This is a genomic window from Pseudoxanthomonas indica, from assembly GCF_900167565.1.
GTDB classification, from domain to species: Bacteria; Pseudomonadota; Gammaproteobacteria; order Xanthomonadales; family Xanthomonadaceae; genus Pseudoxanthomonas_A; species Pseudoxanthomonas_A indica.
Map to the genome: position 1 here is coordinate 536,002 of NZ_FUZV01000002.1, position 19,858 is coordinate 555,859.

General features: G+C 67.4%; 21 protein-coding genes and 1 riboswitch. Of the genes, 7 read left to right on the forward strand and 14 right to left on the reverse strand.

Translation table 11 applies throughout. From position 1 onward, the window contains the following. Positions 1 to 17 precede the first annotated feature (17 nt). Positions 18 to 137: riboswitch (SAM riboswitch) on the forward strand. 81 nt (positions 138 to 218) lie between these two features. Genes metX through B5X78_RS13065 form a run of 3 tightly spaced genes read left to right on the forward strand, consistent with a single transcriptional unit; the run spans position 219 to position 3,591 of the window. Continuing rightward, on the forward strand, positions 219 to 1,307 hold the full coding sequence (metX, locus tag B5X78_RS13055; protein WP_079724957.1) for a homoserine O-succinyltransferase MetX: 1,089 nt from the start codon (positions 219 to 221) through the stop codon (positions 1,305 to 1,307). After that, a complete protein-coding gene (locus B5X78_RS13060) occupies positions 1,304 to 2,524 on the forward strand; it encodes an O-succinylhomoserine (thiol)-lyase (protein WP_079724958.1) in 1,221 nt (406 codons plus the stop codon). The genes metX and B5X78_RS13060 overlap by 4 nt, the downstream gene beginning before the upstream one ends. Beyond that, positions 2,521 to 3,591 (forward strand): homoserine dehydrogenase family protein, encoded by a 1,071-nt coding sequence (locus B5X78_RS13065; protein ID WP_079724959.1) that lies wholly within the window; start codon positions 2,521 to 2,523, stop codon positions 3,589 to 3,591. Before B5X78_RS13060 ends, B5X78_RS13065 begins: the two co-directional genes overlap by 4 nt. Positions 3,592 to 3,594: 3 nt before the next feature. On the opposite strand, the gene B5X78_RS13070 is transcribed toward B5X78_RS13065, so the two are convergent. Continuing rightward, positions 3,595 to 4,977 (reverse strand): L-serine ammonia-lyase, encoded by a 1,383-nt coding sequence (locus B5X78_RS13070; RefSeq protein ID WP_079724960.1) that lies wholly within the window; start codon positions 4,975 to 4,977, stop codon positions 3,595 to 3,597. A 66-nt stretch (positions 4,978 to 5,043) separates the two neighbouring features. Between B5X78_RS13070 and B5X78_RS13075 the strand changes: the two genes are divergently transcribed. Further along, the gene (locus tag B5X78_RS13075; RefSeq protein WP_079724961.1) at positions 5,044 to 5,271 is read left to right on the forward strand and encodes a glutaredoxin family protein; all 228 of its coding nucleotides are present in this window, start codon (positions 5,044 to 5,046) and stop codon (positions 5,269 to 5,271) included. 80 nt (positions 5,272 to 5,351) lie between these two features. Here the strand turns inward: B5X78_RS13075 and B5X78_RS13080 are convergent, their stop codons facing one another. Genes B5X78_RS13080 through B5X78_RS13090 form a run of 3 tightly spaced genes read right to left on the reverse strand, consistent with a single transcriptional unit; the run spans position 5,352 to position 7,143 of the window. Further along, positions 5,352 to 5,909, reverse strand: coding sequence for a YceI family protein (locus tag B5X78_RS13080; protein WP_079724962.1), 558 nt, complete (start codon positions 5,907 to 5,909; stop codon positions 5,352 to 5,354). Further along, positions 5,906 to 6,502, reverse strand: coding sequence for a cytochrome b (locus B5X78_RS13085; protein WP_079724963.1), 597 nt, complete (start codon positions 6,500 to 6,502; stop codon positions 5,906 to 5,908). Before B5X78_RS13085 ends, B5X78_RS13080 begins: the two co-directional genes overlap by 4 nt. Next, complete coding sequence (locus B5X78_RS13090) at positions 6,499 to 7,143, reverse strand: YceI family protein (protein WP_229730772.1); 645 nt, start codon at positions 7,141 to 7,143, stop codon at positions 6,499 to 6,501. Before B5X78_RS13090 ends, B5X78_RS13085 begins: the two co-directional genes overlap by 4 nt. Positions 7,144 to 7,329: 186 nt before the next feature. Here B5X78_RS13090 and B5X78_RS13095 point away from each other — a divergent pair, with 186 nt between their 5' ends. Next, on the forward strand, positions 7,330 to 10,893 hold the full coding sequence (locus tag B5X78_RS13095) for a hybrid sensor histidine kinase/response regulator (protein WP_079724965.1): 3,564 nt from the start codon (positions 7,330 to 7,332) through the stop codon (positions 10,891 to 10,893). Positions 10,894 to 10,904: 11 nt separating this feature from the next. Here B5X78_RS13095 and B5X78_RS13100 read toward each other — a convergent pair whose 3' ends face one another. From B5X78_RS13100 to B5X78_RS13130, 7 genes are all read right to left on the reverse strand, one after another. After that, positions 10,905 to 11,513: a hypothetical protein gene (locus B5X78_RS13100; RefSeq protein ID WP_139381558.1), complete on the reverse strand. Its 609-nt coding sequence runs from the start codon at positions 11,511 to 11,513 to the stop codon at positions 10,905 to 10,907. A 70-nt stretch (positions 11,514 to 11,583) separates the two neighbouring features. Further along, positions 11,584 to 12,246, reverse strand: a complete 663-nt coding sequence (locus tag B5X78_RS13105) for a hypothetical protein (RefSeq protein ID WP_079724967.1) — start codon at positions 12,244 to 12,246, stop codon at positions 11,584 to 11,586. A gap of 2 nt (positions 12,247 to 12,248) precedes the next feature. After that, entirely contained in the window at positions 12,249 to 13,319 is a 1,071-nt protein-coding gene (gene hemE / locus B5X78_RS13110; protein WP_079724968.1) for a uroporphyrinogen decarboxylase, read from the reverse strand. 21 nt (positions 13,320 to 13,340) lie between these two features. Continuing rightward, positions 13,341 to 13,595 (reverse strand): WGR domain-containing protein, encoded by a 255-nt coding sequence (locus tag B5X78_RS13115; RefSeq protein ID WP_079724969.1) that lies wholly within the window; start codon positions 13,593 to 13,595, stop codon positions 13,341 to 13,343. Between the two features lie 149 nt (positions 13,596 to 13,744). Next, the gene (gene aroB, locus B5X78_RS13120; RefSeq protein WP_079724970.1) at positions 13,745 to 14,851 is read right to left on the reverse strand and encodes a 3-dehydroquinate synthase; all 1,107 of its coding nucleotides are present in this window, start codon (positions 14,849 to 14,851) and stop codon (positions 13,745 to 13,747) included. Continuing rightward, positions 14,848 to 15,390 (reverse strand): shikimate kinase, encoded by a 543-nt coding sequence (locus tag B5X78_RS13125; protein WP_079724971.1) that lies wholly within the window; start codon positions 15,388 to 15,390, stop codon positions 14,848 to 14,850. Before B5X78_RS13125 ends, aroB begins: the two co-directional genes overlap by 4 nt. A 26-nt stretch (positions 15,391 to 15,416) precedes the next feature. Beyond that, complete coding sequence (locus B5X78_RS13130) at positions 15,417 to 16,220, reverse strand: kinase (protein ID WP_079726183.1); 804 nt, start codon at positions 16,218 to 16,220, stop codon at positions 15,417 to 15,419. Between the two features lie 70 nt (positions 16,221 to 16,290). Between B5X78_RS13130 and pdxH the strand changes: the two genes are divergently transcribed. Together pdxH and B5X78_RS13140 are read left to right on the forward strand one after the other, a co-directional pair. Next, positions 16,291 to 16,896 (forward strand): pyridoxamine 5'-phosphate oxidase, encoded by a 606-nt coding sequence (gene pdxH, locus B5X78_RS13135; protein WP_079724972.1) that lies wholly within the window; start codon positions 16,291 to 16,293, stop codon positions 16,894 to 16,896. Continuing rightward, positions 16,893 to 17,690 (forward strand): cobalamin-binding protein, encoded by a 798-nt coding sequence (locus B5X78_RS13140; RefSeq protein ID WP_139381559.1) that lies wholly within the window; start codon positions 16,893 to 16,895, stop codon positions 17,688 to 17,690. Before pdxH ends, B5X78_RS13140 begins: the two co-directional genes overlap by 4 nt. A gap of 38 nt (positions 17,691 to 17,728) precedes the next feature. Here B5X78_RS13140 and B5X78_RS13145 read toward each other — a convergent pair whose 3' ends face one another. From B5X78_RS13145 to B5X78_RS13155, 3 genes are all read right to left on the reverse strand, one after another. After that, complete coding sequence (locus tag B5X78_RS13145; RefSeq protein ID WP_176140861.1) at positions 17,729 to 18,184, reverse strand: DUF4426 domain-containing protein; 456 nt, start codon at positions 18,182 to 18,184, stop codon at positions 17,729 to 17,731. 9 nt (positions 18,185 to 18,193) lie between these two features. Next, complete coding sequence (gene proC, locus B5X78_RS13150) at positions 18,194 to 19,018, reverse strand: pyrroline-5-carboxylate reductase (RefSeq protein ID WP_079724974.1); 825 nt, start codon at positions 19,016 to 19,018, stop codon at positions 18,194 to 18,196. A gap of 126 nt (positions 19,019 to 19,144) precedes the next feature. Continuing rightward, a complete protein-coding gene (locus tag B5X78_RS13155) occupies positions 19,145 to 19,825 on the reverse strand; it encodes a YggS family pyridoxal phosphate-dependent enzyme (RefSeq protein ID WP_079724975.1) in 681 nt (226 codons plus the stop codon). Positions 19,826 to 19,858: the final 33 nt, after the last annotated feature.

Consider the following 19,858-nt stretch of genomic DNA (forward strand, 5'->3'; position numbering starts at 1 on the left):
CCACTGGCAAAGTCGCCTCACCATCGAGACCGGCAGAGGGACAGGCCCTTTGAAGCCGGGGCAACCAGACGACGCGCAAGCGGCGTGGACGGTGCCAAATCCTGCGGGGACCTCAGCGTCTGCCCGAAAGATGGTTCGTAACGTGCTTTCCGCACGGCGAACGCGAGCTCCGCGAAGGCTCGATGGCTGTAGTCCCGTTGCCACCTCCGGACACCGCCATGAGCTTCGCCACCGCCACCGTCAGTTCCCTCGTCTCCCCGCTGCCCGTGCATGACAGCGCCGCCACGTTTGCCGCCGCCGCTTCGGCTGTTGCGTCGCGTCGCGGCGAAATCGCGCTCGAATTGCCCATGCGACACGCCGGCGCCCGCCTGGTGCGCGTGCGCTATGAATTGCAGGGCGTGGAGGGCGCGCCGGTGGTGTTCGTGGCCGGCGGCATTTCCGCGCATCGGCACCTGAGCCCCACTGCGGAGTTCCCGGAAAAAGGCTGGCTCAACGAACTGGTCGGTGCGGGTCGCGCGCTGGATCCGGCGCACCGGCAATTGCTGGCGATCGATTTCGTCGGCGCCGACGGCAAGCTCGACGTGCCGATCGATACCGCCGACCAGGCCGATGTGATCGCACGCCTGCTGGAAGCCCTGGACATCGCGCAGTTGCAGGCATGTGTCGGCTACTCCTACGGCGCGCTGGTCGGTTTGCAGTTGGCACTGCGGCACCCGCAGCGCCTGCAGCGCTTGATCGCGGTCAGCGGCGCCCATCGTGCACATCCTTATGCCGCCGCCTGGCGCGCGCTGCAGCGGCGTGCGGTCAGCCTCGGCCAGTTGCAGTGCGCCGATGCGCAGGGACTGTCGCTGGCGCGCCAGTTCGCCATGCTCAGCTACCGCACCCCGGAAGAATTCGAAGAGCGCTTCGACGCTGCGCCGGAAATCGTCCATGGCCGCGTGCGTTGCGCCGCCGAGGATTATCTGGACGCGGCCGGCTCGCAGTACGTGGCGCGCACACCGGTGACTGCCTACCTGCGCCTGTCCGAATCCATCGATCTGCATCGCATCGACGCCAGCGCCATCCGCGTGCCCACCACCGTGGTCGCGGTGGAAGGCGACCGGCTGGTGCCGCTGTCCGATTCGGTGACCCTGGTCGAAGGCCTGGGCACGCTGGGCAGCCTGCGCGTGCTGCGCTCGCCGTATGGCCACGACGCCTTCCTGAAAGAAACCGATCGCATCGACGCGATCCTCAAAACCGTCCTCATCCCCACCACCGCCAGCCCGGCCCCGACTTCCGCCGAGCGCGGCAATGGAGCAACCGTATGACTCGTTTTGACGCCACCGCAGACATTTCCTGTTGTCCCGCCACCGCCGCCGTGCGCGCCGGCATCGATCGCGACACCGCCTACGGCGCGGTGACGCCGCCGATCGTGTTGTCGTCCAACTTCAGCTTTGACGGCTTCGGCAACAAGCGCGAGTACGACTACACCCGCAGCGGCAATCCCACTCGCGATCTGCTGGGCGAAGCGCTGGCCGAACTGGAAGGCGGCGTGGGCGCGGTGATCACCTCCACCGGCATGGGCGCGATCAACCTGGTGCTCAACGCCCTGCTGCAGCCCGGCGACCGGCTGGTGGTGCCGCACGATGCCTACGGCGGCAGCTGGCGCCTGTTCAATGCGCTGGCCAAGAAGGGCCACTTCGAGCTGATCACCGCCGACCTGACCGACCCGCGATCGCTGGCCGATGCGCTGGCGCAGTCGCCGCGCCTGGTGCTGATTGAAACCCCGTCCAATCCGCTGCTGCGCATCACCGATCTGCGCTTCGTGATCGAAGCCGCGCACAAGGCCGGCGCGCTGACCGTAGTCGACAACACCTTCCTCTCGCCGGCGCTGCAGAAGCCGTTCGAGTTCGGCGCCGACGTGGTGGTGCATTCCACCACCAAGTACATCAACGGCCACAGCGATGTGGTCGGCGGCGCCGTGGTGGCTCGCGATGCCGACACCCACCAGCAACTGGTGTGGTGGGCCAATGCGCTGGGCCTGACCGGCTCGCCGTTCGACAGCTTCCTGACCCTGCGCGGCCTGCGCACGCTGGATGCGCGCCTGCGCGTGCACCAGGAAAACGCCACCGCCATCGCCGAACTGCTGGATGGCCACGCGGCCGTCTCGCAGGTGTATTTCCCCGGCCTGGCCGCGCATCCGGGCCATGCCGTGGCCGCGCGCCAGCAGAAGGGCTTTGGCGCGATGCTCAGTGTTGAACTGCATGGCGGCGAAGCCGCTGTACGCGCCTTCGTCGATGGCCTGCGCTATTTCACCCTGGCCGAATCGCTCGGTGGCGTGGAAAGCCTGGTCGCGCATCCGGCTTCGATGACGCACGCCGCCATGACCGCCGAAGCGCGCGCCAAGGCCGGCATCTCCGACGGCCTGCTGCGTTTGTCGGTGGGCATCGAAGCGACCGAGGATCTGATCGCCGATCTGCAGGCCGGCCTGGCCCGCGCCGAACGCGCGGCGGCCGGCGGCGAACGAAAACTCGCCGACGCATGAGCACCGTCGTCCAACTGGCCACGGCGCGCCGCCGCGTACCGCGTCTGGCCCTGCTCGGCACCGGCGTGGTCGGCACCGCGTTTGTCGGTCGTTATTCGCGCCTGCGCGATCAGTTGGACCGCCTGCCGGAGTTCACCTGGTTGGCCAATTCTCGCAGCCTGCAGGCCTGCAGCGCGGGCCTGGCCGACGCGCTGGAACTGGCGCGGCAGGCGCCCGCACAAGCCTCGGCGCTGCCGCCGTGGGCCGAAGCCGAATCGCTGCACGCCGGCGACGTGGTGGTCGACGCCACCGCCAGCGAGACCGTGGCCGACTGGCATGCCGAATGGCTGTCGCGCGGCATCCATGTGGTCACCGCCAACAAATTGGGCAACGGCGGCGCGCTGCAGCGTTCGCAGGCCATCCTTCGCGCCCGCCATCTAGGTGCGTCGCACTATGGCGACAGCGCCACCGTCGGCGCCGGCTTGCCGCTGCTGCGCAGCTTGCGCGCGCTGGTAGCCGGGGGGGATCGCATCCACAGGGTGGAAGGCATCCTGTCCGGATCGCTGGCGTGGTTGTTCAACCACTACGACGGCGTGCGGCCGTTCTCGGGCTTCGTGCGCCAGGCGCGCGATGCCGGTTATACCGAACCTGATCCGCGCGACGATCTGTCCGGCGAGGACGTGCGCCGCAAGCTGCTGATCCTGGCGCGGGCGGCCGGCATCGATCTGCACGCCGAACAGGTGCAGGTGGAATCGCTGGTGCCGGCGTCGCTCGCATCGTTGTCGGTGACGGAATTCGACGCGCGTATGGAGGCGCTGGATGCGCCGTTGGCGGAGCGCTTCCAACAGGCGGAGCAGGCGGGTGCGAAGTTGCGTTTCGTCGGCCGCTTCGACAGCCAGGGCGCCAGCGTTGGCCTGCAGGCTTTGCCGGAATCGCATCCCTTCTGTGCCGGCGGCGGCACCGACAATCGCGTGGCGATCTACAGCGATCGTTATGCGGAACAGCCGTTGGTGGTGCAGGGACCCGGCGCTGGTGCGGAAGTCACCGCGGCGGCGTTGCTGGACGATGTGTTGAACATCGTCCGCTGATACTCAACACTCGATAACGTTGACCGCCAGCCCGCCGCGGCTGGTTTCCTTGTACTTGTCCTGCATGTCGCGGCCGGTGTCGCGCATGGTCTTGATCACCTTGTCCAGTGAGACCTTGTGCTTGCCGTCGCCGCGCATGGCCATGCGGCTGGCGTTGATGGCCTTCACCGCGCCCATCGCATTGCGCTCGATGCAGGGAATCTGCACCAGCCCGCCAATCGGGTCGCAGGTCAGACCCAGGTTGTGCTCCATGCCGATTTCGGCGGCATTCTCGATCTGGCTGGGGCTGCCGCCGAGCGCGGCGACCAGGCCACCGGCGGCCATCGAACAGGCCACGCCTACCTCGCCCTGGCAACCGACTTCGGCGCCGGAGATGCTGGCGTTTTCCTTGTAGAGGATGCCGATGGCCGCGGCGGTGAGCAGGAAATCGAAGATGCGCTGTTCGTTGGCGCCGGGGCAGAAGCGATCGAAGTAATGCATCACCGAGGGGATGATGCCGGCCGCGCCATTGGTGGGTGCGGTGACCACGCGGCCACCAGCGGCGTTCTCTTCGTTCACCGCCAAGGCGTACAGGTTGACCCAGTCCAGCACGGTCAGCGGATCGCGCATGGCCGCTTCCGGCCGCAGCGACAGTTCGCGGTTCAACGCCGGTGCGCGGCGTGACACATGCAGGCCACCAGGCAGCGTGCCTTCCTCGCGGATGCCGCGGCTCACGCAGGCCTGCATCGCATTCCAGATGGCGCGCAGGCCTTCGCGGATCTCGTCGGGGCTGCGCCAGCAGGTCTCGTTCTCGAACATCATCTGCGCGATGCTCAGACCGCTGCGCTGGCACTGCGCCAGCAATTCATCGCCGCTCTTGAACGGGTAGGGCAGCGGGGTTTCATCGGCGACAATGCGATCCACCGCCGCGTCATCCTGGTTGACCACAAAGCCGCCGCCGACCGAGTAGTAATCGCGGGTGGCGATGACTTCATCATTGGCGTCATACGCGGTAAAGCGCATGCCATTGGTGTGGTACGGCAGCTTCTGCCGCTTGTTCATCAGCAGGTCGCGTTTTTCCTCGAACGCCACCGCGTGCGTGCCTCCCAGCAGCACCCGCTTCTCGCCACGGATGCGCGCCAGCGCCGGCGGGATGATGTCCGGGTCGATCTCGTTGGGGTAATGGCCTTCCAGGCCCATCAGCACGGCCTTGTCGGTGCCGTGGCCGCGCCCGGTCAGGGCCAGCGAGCCGAAGACTTCGGCGCGGATCCGCGCCACCTCGTGCAGGCGGCCGGGCTCCTGCAGCCAGCGCGCGACAAAGCGCGCCGCTGCCCGCATCGGGCCGACGGTGTGGGAGGAACTCGGGCCAATGCCGATCTTGAAAAGGTCGAAAGTGCTGACTGCCATCCGCGTATTCTATGCCGCCGGCCGGGTCAGACCTTCCCGCGCCGCAGCAGATGAGCTGGAGAGCCCGTGCGCCTGACCCTGTTCCAACGCGATGACTGCCACCTCTGCGACCTGGCGCTGGAGGTGCTGGCCGCCGCGCGCGTGCCGGAATTCGACAGCGTCTTCATCGACGACGACCCGGCGCTGGAAGAACGCTACGGCGTACGCGTGCCGGTGCTCAGGCGCGAAGACAATGGCGCCGAGCTGGACTGGCCGTTCGGCGCCGATGAGGTGAAAGCTTTCTCGCCTTTGTAGGAGGGGCTTTAGCCCCGAACCCTTTGTCTTTTGTAGGAGGGGTTGACCAGACGAACGTCTGATCAGCCCCTCCTACAGGGTCACTTCGCCTTCAATACAACCTTCGTGCTGATCGCCACGTCATTCGGAATGGTCGCCGGGTCGGCCCAATCGCCGCCGCCCACGCCGAAGTCCAGGCGCTTGACGCTGGCCTTGCCGGCCAGCACGGGCTGGGCGCCCGGGGTCCAGGTGAAGGTCAGGGTGACCGGCTTGCTGACGCCGCGCAGGCTCAGGGTGCCGTCGGCGGCGTACTGGTTGCCACCCAGCGCACGGAACTTGCTGGCGGTGTAGCGCGCCTGCGCGAACTTGCTGACATGGAAGAAGTCCGCATCGGCCAGGGTGCTGTCGCGATCATCGTTGCCGGTCTTGGTGCCGGCCAGCTGGATGGTGACGTCGAGCTTGGCCGTGGCCAGGTTGGCCGGATCAAAGCTGACCGTGGTGTTGAAGCCGCCAAAGCGACCGACAAAGGTTTCGCCCTGGTAGTTGCTGGCGAAGATCAAGGTCGAGCCCGGCGCCTGCACATAGTCGGCGGCGAAGGCGGGCAAGGCAGCGGCGGCAAGCAGGCCGGCCAGGGCCAGGCGAGCGGTGGTACGGATCATGGAGCGGTCTCCTCGGGGGGCGGAGCGGTGGGGGAGGCGAGCACGCGGCGGCGCGCGGGCAGCATGCGTCGCAAGGTGTCGTCGTTCTGGAACAGGTGATGGTAGAAGGCTGCGGCTGCGTGCATGACCACCAGCACCACCAGCACCCAGAACAGGGTTTCGTGGACGCTTTCGGCCAGCTCATGCAGGTCGTGGTTGCGGCCGGTGATGGCCGGCAGGTTGAACAGCTTGAACCACTGCAGCGGGTAGCCGGCGGCAGAGTTCAACACCCAGCCCGACAGCGGAATCGCGAACATCAACAGATACAGCGCGCCATGGGTGAGCGTGGCAATGCGGTGCTGCCATCCAGGCGTACCCGGCACCGCCAGCGGCGCACCCGCATACACCCGCCAGAACACACGCAGCGCCACCAATCCCAGGATGGTCAGGCCAATCGACTTGTGCAGTGCATAGATGTTGATCTTGCGCGGACCGTTGGGCAGATCGCCCATGGTCAGGCCGATATAGGCAATGACCAGCAGCAGGATCACGATCAACCAATGGAACAACTGGCTGACCGCGCCCCAGCGCTCGGCGGTGTTTTTCAAACTCATGGTGTGGGCTCCGGTTCGGATTCGGCTGGCTCGGTGGCGGGCACGGAGGGATCGGTGGCGGGAAGGGTATCGTCGGGCGTCGGCGCTGCTTCATTGTCGGCGGCGCCGCCGCGGATGGCTTCGGCCTCGATGCGCAGTTCGACCTCGTCGCCGATCACCGATTTCCAGCTGGTGATGCCGAAGTCCGAACGCTTGATCGTGGTCGTGGCGGAGAAACCGGCGGTGCGCCGGAACGGCGGCATCGGGTGGCGCTTGAGCGCATTGAACGTCACGTCCAAGCGGACCTCGCGGGTGACGCCATGCAGGCTCAGATCACCGTAGACAAAGGCGCGGTCGGCGGCCTGCGGTTCCACCCGGGTGGAGACAAAGCGGGCTTCCGGAAAACGCTTGCCGTCGAGCAGGTTGCCGGCCAGCGCGGCCTTGTTCCATTTGTCATCGCCCAGATCCAGGCGGGTCAACGGCACGCTCACGTCCAGCCGCGCCTGGCTCCAGTCCTGCGGATCGAAACGCAATTGCCCGCTGCTGCCCGAGACCGTGCCGATGGCGTGGGAGAAGCCGGCATGCTCCACCGCAAACATCACGCGGGTATGCACGGGGTCGATTCGATAGTCCTGCGCTTGTTGGGCCTGCGCCTGCGCCATCAGGCCCGCGGCCAGCAACAGGCCCACCAGGCCAGGCACGGCGGGCAACGGGCGCGACAACAGGGATAGGCAGCGTCTGCTCATGCCGGGGATTCTAGAGGGCGCGTCTGAAGATACGCTGCTTGCGCCTGAAACGGTCCGTTGCGAGGATTCGCCATGGTCGAGGCGTGCACAGGGACGGGCGGAATGAAAGGCAGGACGAGCGGGCAGTGGAAGGGCAAGGCTGCCGCCGTGCTGCTGTTGCTGGTCTCGGCATGGGCCCTGCCCGCATGGGCGAGCGTGCCGGAAATTCCGCGCTTCCGCCTGATGAGCGTGGCCGACGGCCTGCCCTCCACCACCATCCCGGTACTGGCGCGCGACAAGGCCGGCTTTCTGTGGCTGGCCACCTGGGATGGGGTGGCGCGCTACGACGGCGTCAACTTCCGCGTATGGCGGCACGAGCCCGATGATCCGGCGTCGCTGCCCGGCAACGTGGTGCAGGCGCTGCACATCGACGAGCAGGACCGCGTGTGGGTCGCCACCGAAAATGGTGGTTTGAGCATGATGGGTCCGGAGCGGCGCGGCTTCCGTCATTTCCGCCGCGCGCAGTACCCGGAAATGGGCAGCGACGACATCTTCACCATCACCAGCCACGGCAAGGAAGTCTGGTTCGGCACCTTTGGCGGCGGCTTGAACCGGATCACCGCCGACGGCCGCTTCCTGCGTTTCCGCCCCGGTGCCGACGACGAGAACCTGCCGTCGGACAACGTGCTGTCAATCGCCTTCGATCAGCAGGGGCAGATGTGGGTGGGCACCATGAGTGGCCTGGTCAGATACGACGGCAAGCGCACGCATGCGGAAACCCTGCCGGCCGGCGAAGCGCTGATCATCTATTCGCTGACCCCCGACGGCGACAGCCTGTGGGCGGGCACCTCCGGCGGCATGTTCCGCTGGCGCAAGGACAGCGGCTGGAGCACGCCGAGCTGGTCGCGGATGTTCGAACGTCCCAATGCAGTCAACGCACTCACGCCCGATGGCAGCGGCGAGTACTGGTTGGCCAGCCAGGGTGGCCTGTGGCACACCGATGGCGATCGCGCACCCACGCCGATCGCGCAGGACAGCCAGGGCGCCGGCGTGGGACGCGTGGTGCAGACCCTGCTGCGCGAACCCGATGGTGGCCTCTGGGTGCCGGTGCCCACGCGAGGGGTGGCTTACCTGCGCGCGGACTGGCGCCGCATTGCTTCGTTCACCCCGGCCCAGGGCCTGGGCGGGGGTTTGTATCGCGGCCTGGCGCGCAGTGCGCAGGGCTTGTGGCTGGTCAGCAGCCTGGGCGGCGTGGAGCGACTGGACACCGTCAGTGGCGAGGTCACGCCGCTGGGCCAGCAAGCGGAGCGCTTCCGCCAGTTGCGCTTCACTTCGGTGCTGGAAGATCGCCAGGGCCGGCTCTGGCTGGGTCATCGCTATGGCCTGATCCGCCTGGACCCTGGCAGCGGCGAGGTCCGCGAATGGAGCAACGGCAACGGCGCCGACGCGGTACCTGATTCCTCGTCGATCGATTGGCTGGTGCAGGCCCGCGACGGCAGCCTGTGGCTGGGTACGCAACTGGGCTCGCTGCAACGTCGCGATGCCGACACCGGCAAGGTGCTGACCACGCTCACGCAATCGGAAAGCGATCCGCTGCCGCAGGAAATCGAGGCGATGACGCTGGGCCCCGACGGGCAACCGTGGACGGCCGGCACGGCGGGTGTGCGCCGCTGGGACAGCGACACGCAATCCTTCGTCACCGTGGTGCGCGCGGGCGTGGAGCGGATCCTGTCGTTCGCCTTTGTCGGCACCGACACCATCTGGCTGCATCGCCTGTCCGGCCTGGAACGCTGGCAGTCCAGCGCCGATGGCTGGCAGCAATCCGCCACGGTGGGGCCGCGGCAAGGCCTGCCTGCGCTGGAATCCACCGGCCTGGCGGTCGATCCGCAGCGGCGCTTGTGGCTGGCCACGCGTCGTGGCGTGTTCCGGATTGAGCTGGCGGCGGACAAGACGCCCGCGGCCACCCCAAGCGTGCGGGTGCGCAACTTCGGCGTGCGCGATGGCCTGATGAGCCAGGAATTCAACGACCGCGGCCTGCTGATGGTCGATGACGGCCTGCTCGCCGGCAGCACCGCCGATGGTTCGGTGATGCTGCTGGACACGCAGTTGCCGGACTCGCCGCCGCACACGCCCAATCTGCTGATTGACGGACTGCACGTCTCGCGCGGTGATCGCGCCGTGCCGTTGTCGCCACAGGGCGGCTTCGAACTGCGTCCGGATGATCAGGAGTTGCAGTTGAGCCTGCGACTGCTCAGTTACGAAAACCCACTGGCCAACCGCTATCGCTCACGCCTGGAAGGCTTTGATCCGGACTGGGTGGATCAGGGCGCGAGCGGGGAGCGGGTGTTCTCCACCTTGCGGCCGGGCCACTATCGCCTGCACCTGCAAGCCTTCGATGCCTCCGGCACGCCATCGGAAGAAAAAGTGCTGAAGTTCCAGGTGCTGCCGCCGTGGTATCGCAGCGGCTGGGGCATCGCCCTGCTCAGCGCCTTGGGCGTGTTGCTGCTGCTCGCGTTGGCCGCGGCCTATCGGCGCCGCGTGCGTCGGCGCACCGAGTACCAGTTGGCCCAGCACAAGCGTGAAGTGGCCGAGCAGGCCTCGCTGGCCAAGACCCGCTTCCTGGCCACGCTGGGTCATGAAGTACGCACGCCGATGACCGGCGTGCTCGGCATGAGTGAACTGCTGCTGGGCACCCCGCTGGATGACCGGCAACGCAATTACACCAGTTCGATCCAGCAGGCCGGCCAGCACCTGTTGCGCCTGGTCAACGACGCGCTGGACCTGGCGCGGATCGAGGCCGGCAAACTGGAACTGGACCTGCAACCTCTCGATCTGCGTGCGCTGGTCAATGAAGTCACCACCATGAATGCACCGATCGCGCAGAAACGTGGCCTGCAGTTCGAATTGGACTACGCCGCCGATGCGCCCGCGCATGTCATGGGGGATCCGCTGCGCCTGCGCCAGATCCTGCACAACCTGCTCGGCAACGCCATCAAGTTCACCGAACGCGGCAAGGTCGGCCTGCGCGTGAGCTCGCTGTCACCGCAGGGCGTGCGCCTGGAAGTCCACGACACCGGCCCCGGCATCAACACCCACCAGCAGGCGAGGCTGTTCCAACGCTTTGAACAGGCCGAAGGTGCGCGAACCGCCGCACGCTACGGCGGCAGTGGCCTGGGCCTGGCGATCTGCCAGGAGCTGGCGGTGGCGATGGGTGGAGCGATCCAGGTGGACAGCAAACCCGGATTGGGCACGCGCTTCCTGGTGGATTTGCCCTTGCAGACGGTTGCCGCTCCGACGCCGGTCGCCACGCAGGGCAGCGGCGCGGTGGAACCGCTGAACCTGCTGCTGGTGGAGGATGACGCGACCGTGGCCGAAGTGATCGTCGCCCTGCTGCGTGCGCGCGGCCACCAGGTAACCCATGCGCCCAACGGTCTGGCGGCGCTGGGCGAAATCGCCGCCCAGCGCTTCGACATCGCCTTGCTGGATCTGGATTTGCCCGGGCTCGATGGCCTGGCGTTGGCGCGCCAGCTGCGCCTGGGCGGCTTCAGTGCGCCGTTGCTGGCGATCACCGCCCGTGCCGATGCCGAAGCAGAACCACAGGCGCGCGCGGCGGGCTTCGATGCATTCCTGCGCAAGCCGGTGACCGGCGACATGCTGGCCGAAGCGGTGAAGCTGGCGCGCGGCTAGGCGGATTGGATTCAGCGCATCCGCACGCAGACCAGTCGCGCGCGGCGGGCGTCTTCGGGATCGGCATGCAGCCACAGGCCGCCAGCTTCCGTCGGCAGGTACAGGCCATCGCGGCCAAGCGGGTCTTCCTGCATGCGCGCGTCAGTGCCGTTATTGCCGCGTCGTTCAATCAGGGTGCGCAGGCTGGCGCGTCCGCGCAGATAGCTGCAGGCCAGCAGGTAATGCCATTCGCGGCTTTCGCCATCATCGATGTTGTGCAGTTCCAGCACCGGCACGCCGCCTAACGTGATGGCGCCAGGCTGGAGTACCGCGCGCGCATGCTGGTGCGGCGCTTGGTCCTGGTCATCCAGCGGCGGTGCGAGCAACTCCAGCGTGGCAATCGCCTTGCACCAGGGCCAGGCCAGCGCGGCAGGCGGCTTCACCCCCACGATGGCGCCGTCGCGCCCGCGCGACGTGCGCGCAAACAGCGACGGGAACGGGAACTCGGCGGTGGCCGGCATGCGCGCCAGTTCCAGCGGCGCCTGCGTGCGCTGCGCCGGGCGGAACATGCGACGGCCGCCGGCCATACGCCGCGGCGAGGTCATGAGCGCGGACCAGAAGGTAGTCAGACGATTGGGCATGAGGACAGGGCTGGCAAACTTGGCCGCGCAGCGTACAGGCGCGATTGCGCCCAGTCATCTCACATTGAAATCAATCCGCCCAGGCTTCGGAGTAAATGGTGCGACTGGCGTCGTCGGGATCGGCATGTATCCAGATGCCGCCGACCTCATTGGTTTCCAGATACAACTGATCGGCCGATTCCGTCATCACGCAGCCAATCGGAGTAGCGACTTCCTCACGTATCGCGCGCAGCTGGCATTGCGTTTCCACGTGCGTGCGCATGTCAGTGGCGACTTCCTGGTAGCGACCGGTCACGATGTATTGGTGGTCGCCGTACAACTCCGAATCCATTAGATGGATTTCTGCCACCGGGTGGCCGGCCAGCCACACGCGACCGGGTAGCAATAACGCGCTCACGTCCAGGCTGATCAGCTCATCCGCCTCGCCCAAGGGCTGGCAATCGAAGCGGATGCGATCCACCGCCTCGCGCCAGGGGTAGGGCAGTTCGTCCACGCGTCTTGCGCGCACGGCCTCGCAACCGGGCGTACGCGGCAGGCCGTTCTCATCCAGCGGCGGCGGCAAGCCGGTCTCGTGCACCAGCACCGGGAAGTCATCCCCGCGCACTTCGATTGTCACCGGCGCCTTGTCCGGTGTTGCGGCCTGATTGCGCGCACCTGCCGGAGCGCCCACCAGCAGGCCGGCCGCCAGCAGGGCGGCAGGCATGGCATCGAGCGAGGCGCGCACCGACTTCACGATCAGCGCGTGCTGAACTCGTGCACGGCATCGACCAGCACCTTGACGTGATCCGGGTTCATGTCCGGCGACATGCCATGGCCGAGATTGAAGACATGGCCTTCGCGGCTGCCGCCATTGCCTTCGGCATAGCTGTCCAATGCCGCGCGTACCTGTATGCGAATGGACTCGGGCGAGCCGTACAAGGTCGCCGGGTCCAAATTTCCCTGCAAGGCCACGTTGGCACCGGCGCGATGACGCGCATCACCCAGTTCAATCAACCAGTCCACACCGACGCCTTCGGTGCCGCTGGCGGCCAGCGCCTGCAGGTGCGCGGCGTTGCCCTTGCCAAACAGGATCAGCGGCGTGCGATCCGCACCTTCACCGCGTTGCAGTTCCTGTGCGATGCGGGTGAGGTAGGGCAGCGAGAATTCGCGGTACATCGCCGGTGACAACACGCCGCCCCAGGTATCGAACACCTGCAGCGCCTGCGCGCCGGCCGCACGCTGCGCCGCCAGGTAGGCGATCACCGCATCAGTATTGACCGACAGCAGATGGTGCAGGGCCTTGGGCTCGTTCAGCGCCATCGCCTTGATCCGCGCGAAGTCCTTGCTGCCGCCGCCTTCGACCATGTAGCAGGCCAGCGTCCACGGGCTGCCGGAAAACCCGATCAACGGCACCTGGCCATCGAGTTCGCGCCGGATCAGGCGCACCGCGTCCATCACGTAGCGCAGTTCGGTTTCCATGTCGGGCACGCCCAGCTTCTGCGCCTCGGCGGCGCTGCGGATGGTGCGCTCGAACTTCGGGCCTTCGCCTTCCACGAAGTACAGGCCCAGGCCCATCGCGTCGGGCACGGTCAGGATGTCGGAGAACAGGATCGCCGCGTCCAGATCAAACCGGCGCAGCGGCTGCAGTGTCACTTCGCAGGCGATCTCCGGATTCTTGGCCATGCCCAGGAAGCTGCCGGCGGCGGCGCGGGTGGCGCGATATTCCGGCAGGTAGCGGCCGGCCTGGCGCATCAGCCATACCGGCGTGCAATCCACGGGTTCGCGCTTGAGCGCGCGCAGGAAACGATCGTTTTTCAGGGGGGACATGGGGTTTCCGGAAGTGAAGGCTTAGATCGGCGCCTCGGCGCCGCGGGTGAACATGATCTGGTAGCCACGCTTGAGGTGGCTGTCGCGGGCCTTCTCGAAGGCCGCATTGGCCTCGTCCTGCAGCAGGTACTGCTCGCGCTTGAGACTGGCGCGGCCACCGATCTGCCCGCTCTCGCGCAGCAACTCCCAGCCGCCGAACAGATCCGGCTGCAGGGTCAACTGCACGTAGCGGGGGGCTTCAGCCCCTTCGGGCCGCTGCTGGAGGAAGACTCGCATGGGGCCGGATTGTAGCGGCTGGCCGTGAAACACGGACGCGGCGCCCTGCCGCAGGGTGGGCCGAACAAGGATGACATCCCAGAAGCGGGTACCCCTGAAGGAGGGGCTTCAGCCCCGAAGCCGGTAGCGTTGGACCGCCAGCCCGGCGCCTAAGGCGCCAACACCGCCAACACCGCCGCCTCATCCACGTCCGGCACCACCTCGGCGCGGCCAATGCCCCGCCACAGCACCAGCCGCAGCCGGCCGGCCAGGTTCTTCTTGTCCAGCCGCATCCGAGCCAACAGCGCCGCCGGATCCAGCCCGGCCGGGATGGCGGTCGGCAGGCCGTAGTCGGCCAGCAAGCGGGTCAGGCGCGCGCCATCGGCGGCATCGGCCAGGCCCAGCGCGGCCGACAGGCGCGCGGCCAGCACCATGCCCACGGCCACGGCTTCGCCATGATTGAGGTTGTCGTTGTCCGGGCTGCCGTAGCCCTGCTCGGTCTCGATGGCGTGGCCGAAGGTGTGGCCCAGGTTGAGCAGGGCGCGCTCGCCGCGCTCGAGCGGATCGCGCTCGACAATCTCGGCCTTGTGTTCGCAGCTGCGCGCAATCGCCTGCGCCAGCGCGCTGGCATCACCAGCCAGCAAGGTTTCGCGCTCGGCTTCCAGCCACTGGAAAAACAGCGGATCGCGGATCGCGCCGTACTTGATCACTTCAGCCAGGCCGGCACGCAGTTCGCGCGGCGGCAGGCTGCGCAGGGCGTCGGTATCGGCGAACACCGCCCGCGGCGGATGGAACGCGCCCACCAGGTTCTTGCCTTGCGGGATATCCACCGCGGTCTTGCCACCGACCGAGGAATCGACCATCGACAACAACGTCGTTGGCAGTTGCACGCAGTCCACGCCGCGCATCCAGCAGGCCGCGGCAAAACCGGCCAGATCGCCGACCACGCCGCCGCCCAAGGCAAAGACGCAGGCATCGCGGGTGGCGCCCAAGGTGGCGAACGCGTCGACGGCGTGGCCGAAATGGCTCAGCGTCTTGGATGCCTCGCCCGCCGGCAGGATGAAGGTGCCGATCGCCAGTTCCGGCCGCGCCGCGTGCAGCGCTTCGCGCACCGCGCCGGCATACAGCGGGGCCACGGTGGAATCGCTGACCAGCAACACGTGCCGGCCACGCACGTGAGCGGCCAGCGCCTCGCCCTGACTGATCAGGCCCGGACCGATATGGATGGTGTAAGGCGTGGCGCCGCCGACGTCGACGGTGCGGTGGGGGGTACTCATGCTGGCATCTCTTGCTGGCGCCAGCGCGTGGCCAGCAGTTGGCACAGGCGCGCGGTGGCTTCGGGGGGACTCAAGTCGTCGGTTTCCAGGCTCAGGTCGGCCACCTGTTCGTACAGCGGGGTGCGCACGCGCGCCATCTCTTCCAGCACCTGCTGGCGATCCGGGCGTTGCAGCAGCGGACGATGGGAGCAGCGACCGAGCCGGCGCAGCTGGGCGTCGACGCTCACACCCAGATGGACGACAAAGCCGCGCTGACCGATCAGTTCGCGATTGGCCTGCGCCAGCACGGCGCCGCCGCCGGTGGAGATCAGCTGCCCTTCGCCCGCCAGCAGTTGCTTGAGCATGTCGGCTTCAAGCTGGCGGAAACCGGCTTCGCCCAGGTTCTCGAACAGGGTGGCGATGCTCGCCCCGGCGGCCTCCACGATGGCCTGATCCACATCGACAAACACCAGGCCAAAGCGCTCGGCCACGCGTTTGCCGATGGATGTCTTGCCAGCGCCGGTCGGTCCGACCAGGACGAGGTTGGGGGCGGGATTCATGGACGAAGATGCTAGCACCGCACGCGTCAGCGGATGCCGCGTGCGGCATCGAGGGCGACCACGTGATCGGCCATCGCCGGCAACGTGCGCAGGGCCTGGCGGCTGACCCGCTCGAAATGCTGGACGAAGCGGACAATCCCGGCGCGATCCATCGAAGCCGGTCGACCCTGCGCCGCGGCCAGTGCCTGTTCCTGTTGCCAGCGCCAGTCCACCACCACCTCGAAGCCGGGTGGTTGCAGGAACCACAGCTGATCGAAGCGCTGCCACAGGGCAGGGTAGTCGCGCGCCAGCGCGCGGTTGCAGTAGGCGCGCCACACGCCGTGCGCATCTTCATCGCACTCCAGCGCATTGATGGGCGCGGCCAGTGCGGCGTCGTCCTCGGCCGGCGCGCCCAGGCACCAGCCTTCCACGATCACCAGATCCACCGGCGTGTCGACGGCGTGCAGCTGGCCGGTCGGCACGCGGTCATCGGCCAGTTTGTCGAAGCGCGGCAGCAACACCGACTGACCCATGCGCAAGGCATCCAGCAGGGCGCAGCCCAGCGCGACGTCGTGCGTGCCCGGCGGGCCACGGGTGGCCAGCAGAGGATGGACTTCAGCGGCCAGTTGCTGGCGGGCCCAGCGCGGCAGGTACAGATCATCCAGTGACAGCACCACCGCATGCAGGCCCTGCGATCGCGCCAACGCGGCCATCTGCGCGGCCAGCGTCGACTTGCCCGTGCCTTGCAGGCCGGACAAGGCGAACACCGGCACGCGTGCGTCCACCGCCAGCGCCGCGCGCAAGGCGGCGGCGACCAGTTCGGCTTGGAAGCCGGGAGACGTCGGATGCATGTTCACCACCATCGCGAGACAATAGCGCACGCCTGCCGCGGCGGATGCGCGGCGCCCCAGTGGAACTGCCATGACGGATGACGTGTACACCGAAGCCCTGACCACCTTCGCCTCGCTCTACCAGGAGGCGGTGACCTCCGGCACCGAGACCGAAGCCAATGCCATGACCGTGGCCACCGCATCGGCGCAGGGCATCCCGGCCGCGCGGACGGTGCTGCTGAAGAACTTCGACGAACAGGGCTTTGTCTTCTACACCCACCTCGACAGCCCCAAGGGCCGCGATCTCCAGGCCAATCCGCATGCGGCGCTGCTGTTCCTGTGGCGCAGCCTGCGTGAGGCCGGCATCCAGGTGCGGGTGGAAGGCGAGGTGGAGCTCGTCGCTGACCGCGAAGCCGACGAGTACTTCGCCACCCGCGCACGCATGAGCCAGATTGGCGCGTGGGCCTCGCACCAGTCCGAAACGCTGGCCTCGCAGGCCGAGTTCGACCAGCGCATCGCCGAGACCGAGGCACGCTTCCAGGGCCAGGATGTGCCACGCCCGCCGGGCTGGAGCGGCTTCCGCGTGCGTCCGCGCGCGCTGGAGTTCTGGTACGGCGCACGCTTCCGCCTGCACGAACGCTGGCGCTACGAACGCGCCGCCGATGGCAGCTGGAGCAAGCGGATGCTTTTTCCGTGACGGGACCGCAACGCATCGTCTGCCTGACCGAGGAGCCGACCGAAACGCTGTACGCGCTGGGCCAGCAGGATCGCATCGTCGGCATCAGCGGCTTCACCGTGCGACCGGCGCAGGCGCGCAAGGAAAAGCCCAAGGTCAGCGCCTTCACCAGCGCCAAGGTCGAGGAAATCCTCAAGCTCAAGCCCGATCTTGCGATTGGCTTTTCAGACATCCAGGCCGACATCGCCGCCGAGTTGATCCGGCGCGGGGTGGAAGTGTGGATTTCCAATCACCGCAGTGTGGACGGCATACTGGATTACATTCGTCGCCTGGGTGCCCTGGTGGGCGTGGCGCAGCAGGCGTCCGCTTACGCCGATGGGCTGCAACGCGATCTGCAGGTGATCGCCGACACCGCGGCCAAACTGCCGCGACGACCGCGCGTCTACTTCGAGGAATGGGACGAGCCGCTCATCACCGGCATCCGCTGGGTGGCCGAGTTGATCCAGATTGCCGGTGGCGATGATGTGTTCCCCGAACTGTCGCGCGAACCGCTGGCCAAGCAGCGCATCCTCGCCAACGGCGATGAAGTGGTGCGACGCGCGCCGGAGATCATCCTGGGCTCATGGTGCGGCAAGAAATTCCGCCCCGAGCGCGTCGCCGCGCGGCCGGGATGGGACACGATGCCGGCGGTGCGCGATGGGCAGCTCTTTGAAATCAAGTCGCCGCTGATTCTGCAGCCGGGGCCGGCGGCGCTCACGGATGGTGTGCGCGAGATGGCGCGGATTTTCCAGGAGTGGGGTCGTCTGCACGGCTGAAGGGCGGATGGGGGCAGACGCTCGCGGGGTCTCTCTACTCAAAAATTCCGCTGGAACTGGAACTGCCCGGTCTTGCCATCGGCCTGGATGGCGACATCGAACCGATACGTATCGCGCGCGCTGACCTTCATCGTGGCGATGTAATCCACGTACTCGCCGGTATGCGCTTCGCGGAACACCAGTTCCTGCGTGCCACCGGACAGATCGCGCACCTTGGCCGTCACCGCGCCGGTCGCCGGCACTTCTTCATTGGCCGCCACGCGACGAATGGCGATCACCACCAGCGCCGTGCCTTCCTCGCGGCGCACGCCATACTCCTTCGCCACCGGCGCGGTCAGTGACTGCGAAGGAATGGCGTTGAAGTGCACGCGCAGATCGCCAAAGTCCTGCCGCGTCGGCACCGGCTGGACGAATTCGGCCGGCTTGGGCGCCTCGCCGTTGGAACATGCGGCCAAGCCGAGGGCCAGCAGGCTGCAGAGAATCAGGCGATGCATCGGCATACCTCAGTCGTTGGCCGCGGCCAGCTCGCGGCCGCGTCGGGTGGCGGCGTCGATGGCACGGGCGACCAGCGCCTCGAAACCACCGGCCTGGAAGGTCTCGATGGCCGCCTGCGTGGTGCCGTTGGGTGAGGTCACCCGGCGCCGCAGTTCGGCCGGCGCTTCGCCGGTTTCAGTGAGCATGCGCGCCGCGCCCAACAGGGTCTGCAGGGTCAGCGTGCGCGCGGCCTCGTCGCTCAGGCCCTGCTCGAGCGCGGCGGCTTCCATCGCTTCGGCCAGCAGGAACACATAGGCCGGGCCACTGCCGGAGACCGCGGTGACCGCATCCATCTTGGCTTCGTCATCAATCCACACCGTACGACCGACGCTGTTCAACAAGGCCTGCGTGCGATCGCGGCCTTCCGCATCCACGTGCGCATTGGCAAACAGGCCGCTGGCGCCGGCGCCGAGCAGGGCCGGGGTATTGGGCATGGTGCGCACCACCGCCACATCACCGCCCAGCCACTGCGAAAGTTGTTCGGACGTAATGCCGGCGGCAATCGACACCACCACCGGCTTCTGTTCCTGCGCGCGCTTGGCCAGTGATTCGCAGAGTTCGCGCATCACCTGCGGCTTGACCGCCAGCACCCACAGCCCGGCGCCGTAGACCGCCTCGCTGGCCTGGGCGAACACCTGCACGCCGAAGTCGCCCGCCAGGGCCGCGCGCAGGGTTTCCACCGGCTCGGCCACGCGGATCTGCGCCGCATGCGCACCGCGCTGGACCAGGCCACCAATCAAGCTGCGCGCCATGTTGCCGCCGCCGATGAATGCAATGGGATGTTGGGATGTCATGGCCAGCCTCAGGAAATTGCAGCGAACATTCTGCCGTGGATGGAGAGCCGGGTGATCCGACCATTACCGGTCGGGGCTAGAGCCCCTATTACGGTGTGGTGCCCACGCCAGCCGATTTTGCGATCTTTATTTTGCCGGCCGCGCTCCGAACAGCGCCGTGCCGATCCGCACCTGGGTGGAACCTTCCGCGATGGCCAGCACCATGTCATCACTCATGCCCATCGACAACGTGTCCACCTGCGGGTACTGCGCAGCCAGCGCATCGAACAAGGCTCGCGTCTGCCGGAACGCCGGCCGTCGCCGTTCGATATCCGCATGCGGGGTAGGGATGCACATCACCCCGCGCAGGCACAGCCGCGGCTCGGCGGCAATCAACGCGGCCAGCGCAGGCACCTCGCCGGGCGGGCAGCCATGCTTGCTGGCCTCGTCATCGATGTTGACCTGGATCAGCACGTTGAGCGGCGCCCGCTCGGCAGGCCGGTAGCGGGCCAGCGCCGTGATCAGCTTGGCGCGATCCACGGTCTCGACCCAGTCGAACACCTGCGCGGCCAGCTCGGCCTTGTTCGATTGCAGGTGGCCGATCAAATGCCAATCCAGCGAAAAGTCGACCAGATCACGGACCTTGATAGCCGCTTCCTGCACATAATTCTCACCGAAGGCGCGCTGTCCGGCGGCCGCGAGCATGGCCACGGCCGGGGTCGCCTGGGTCTTGGACACGGCCAGCAACCGGGGGCGTGGCCGCTTGGCCTGTTCCGCAGCGTTTTCAATACGTTGCAGGGTCTCGCGCAAGTTCTCTGCGAGGGGCATTCGGGTCGCTTGGAAGGTCGGACGGGAGCGCTA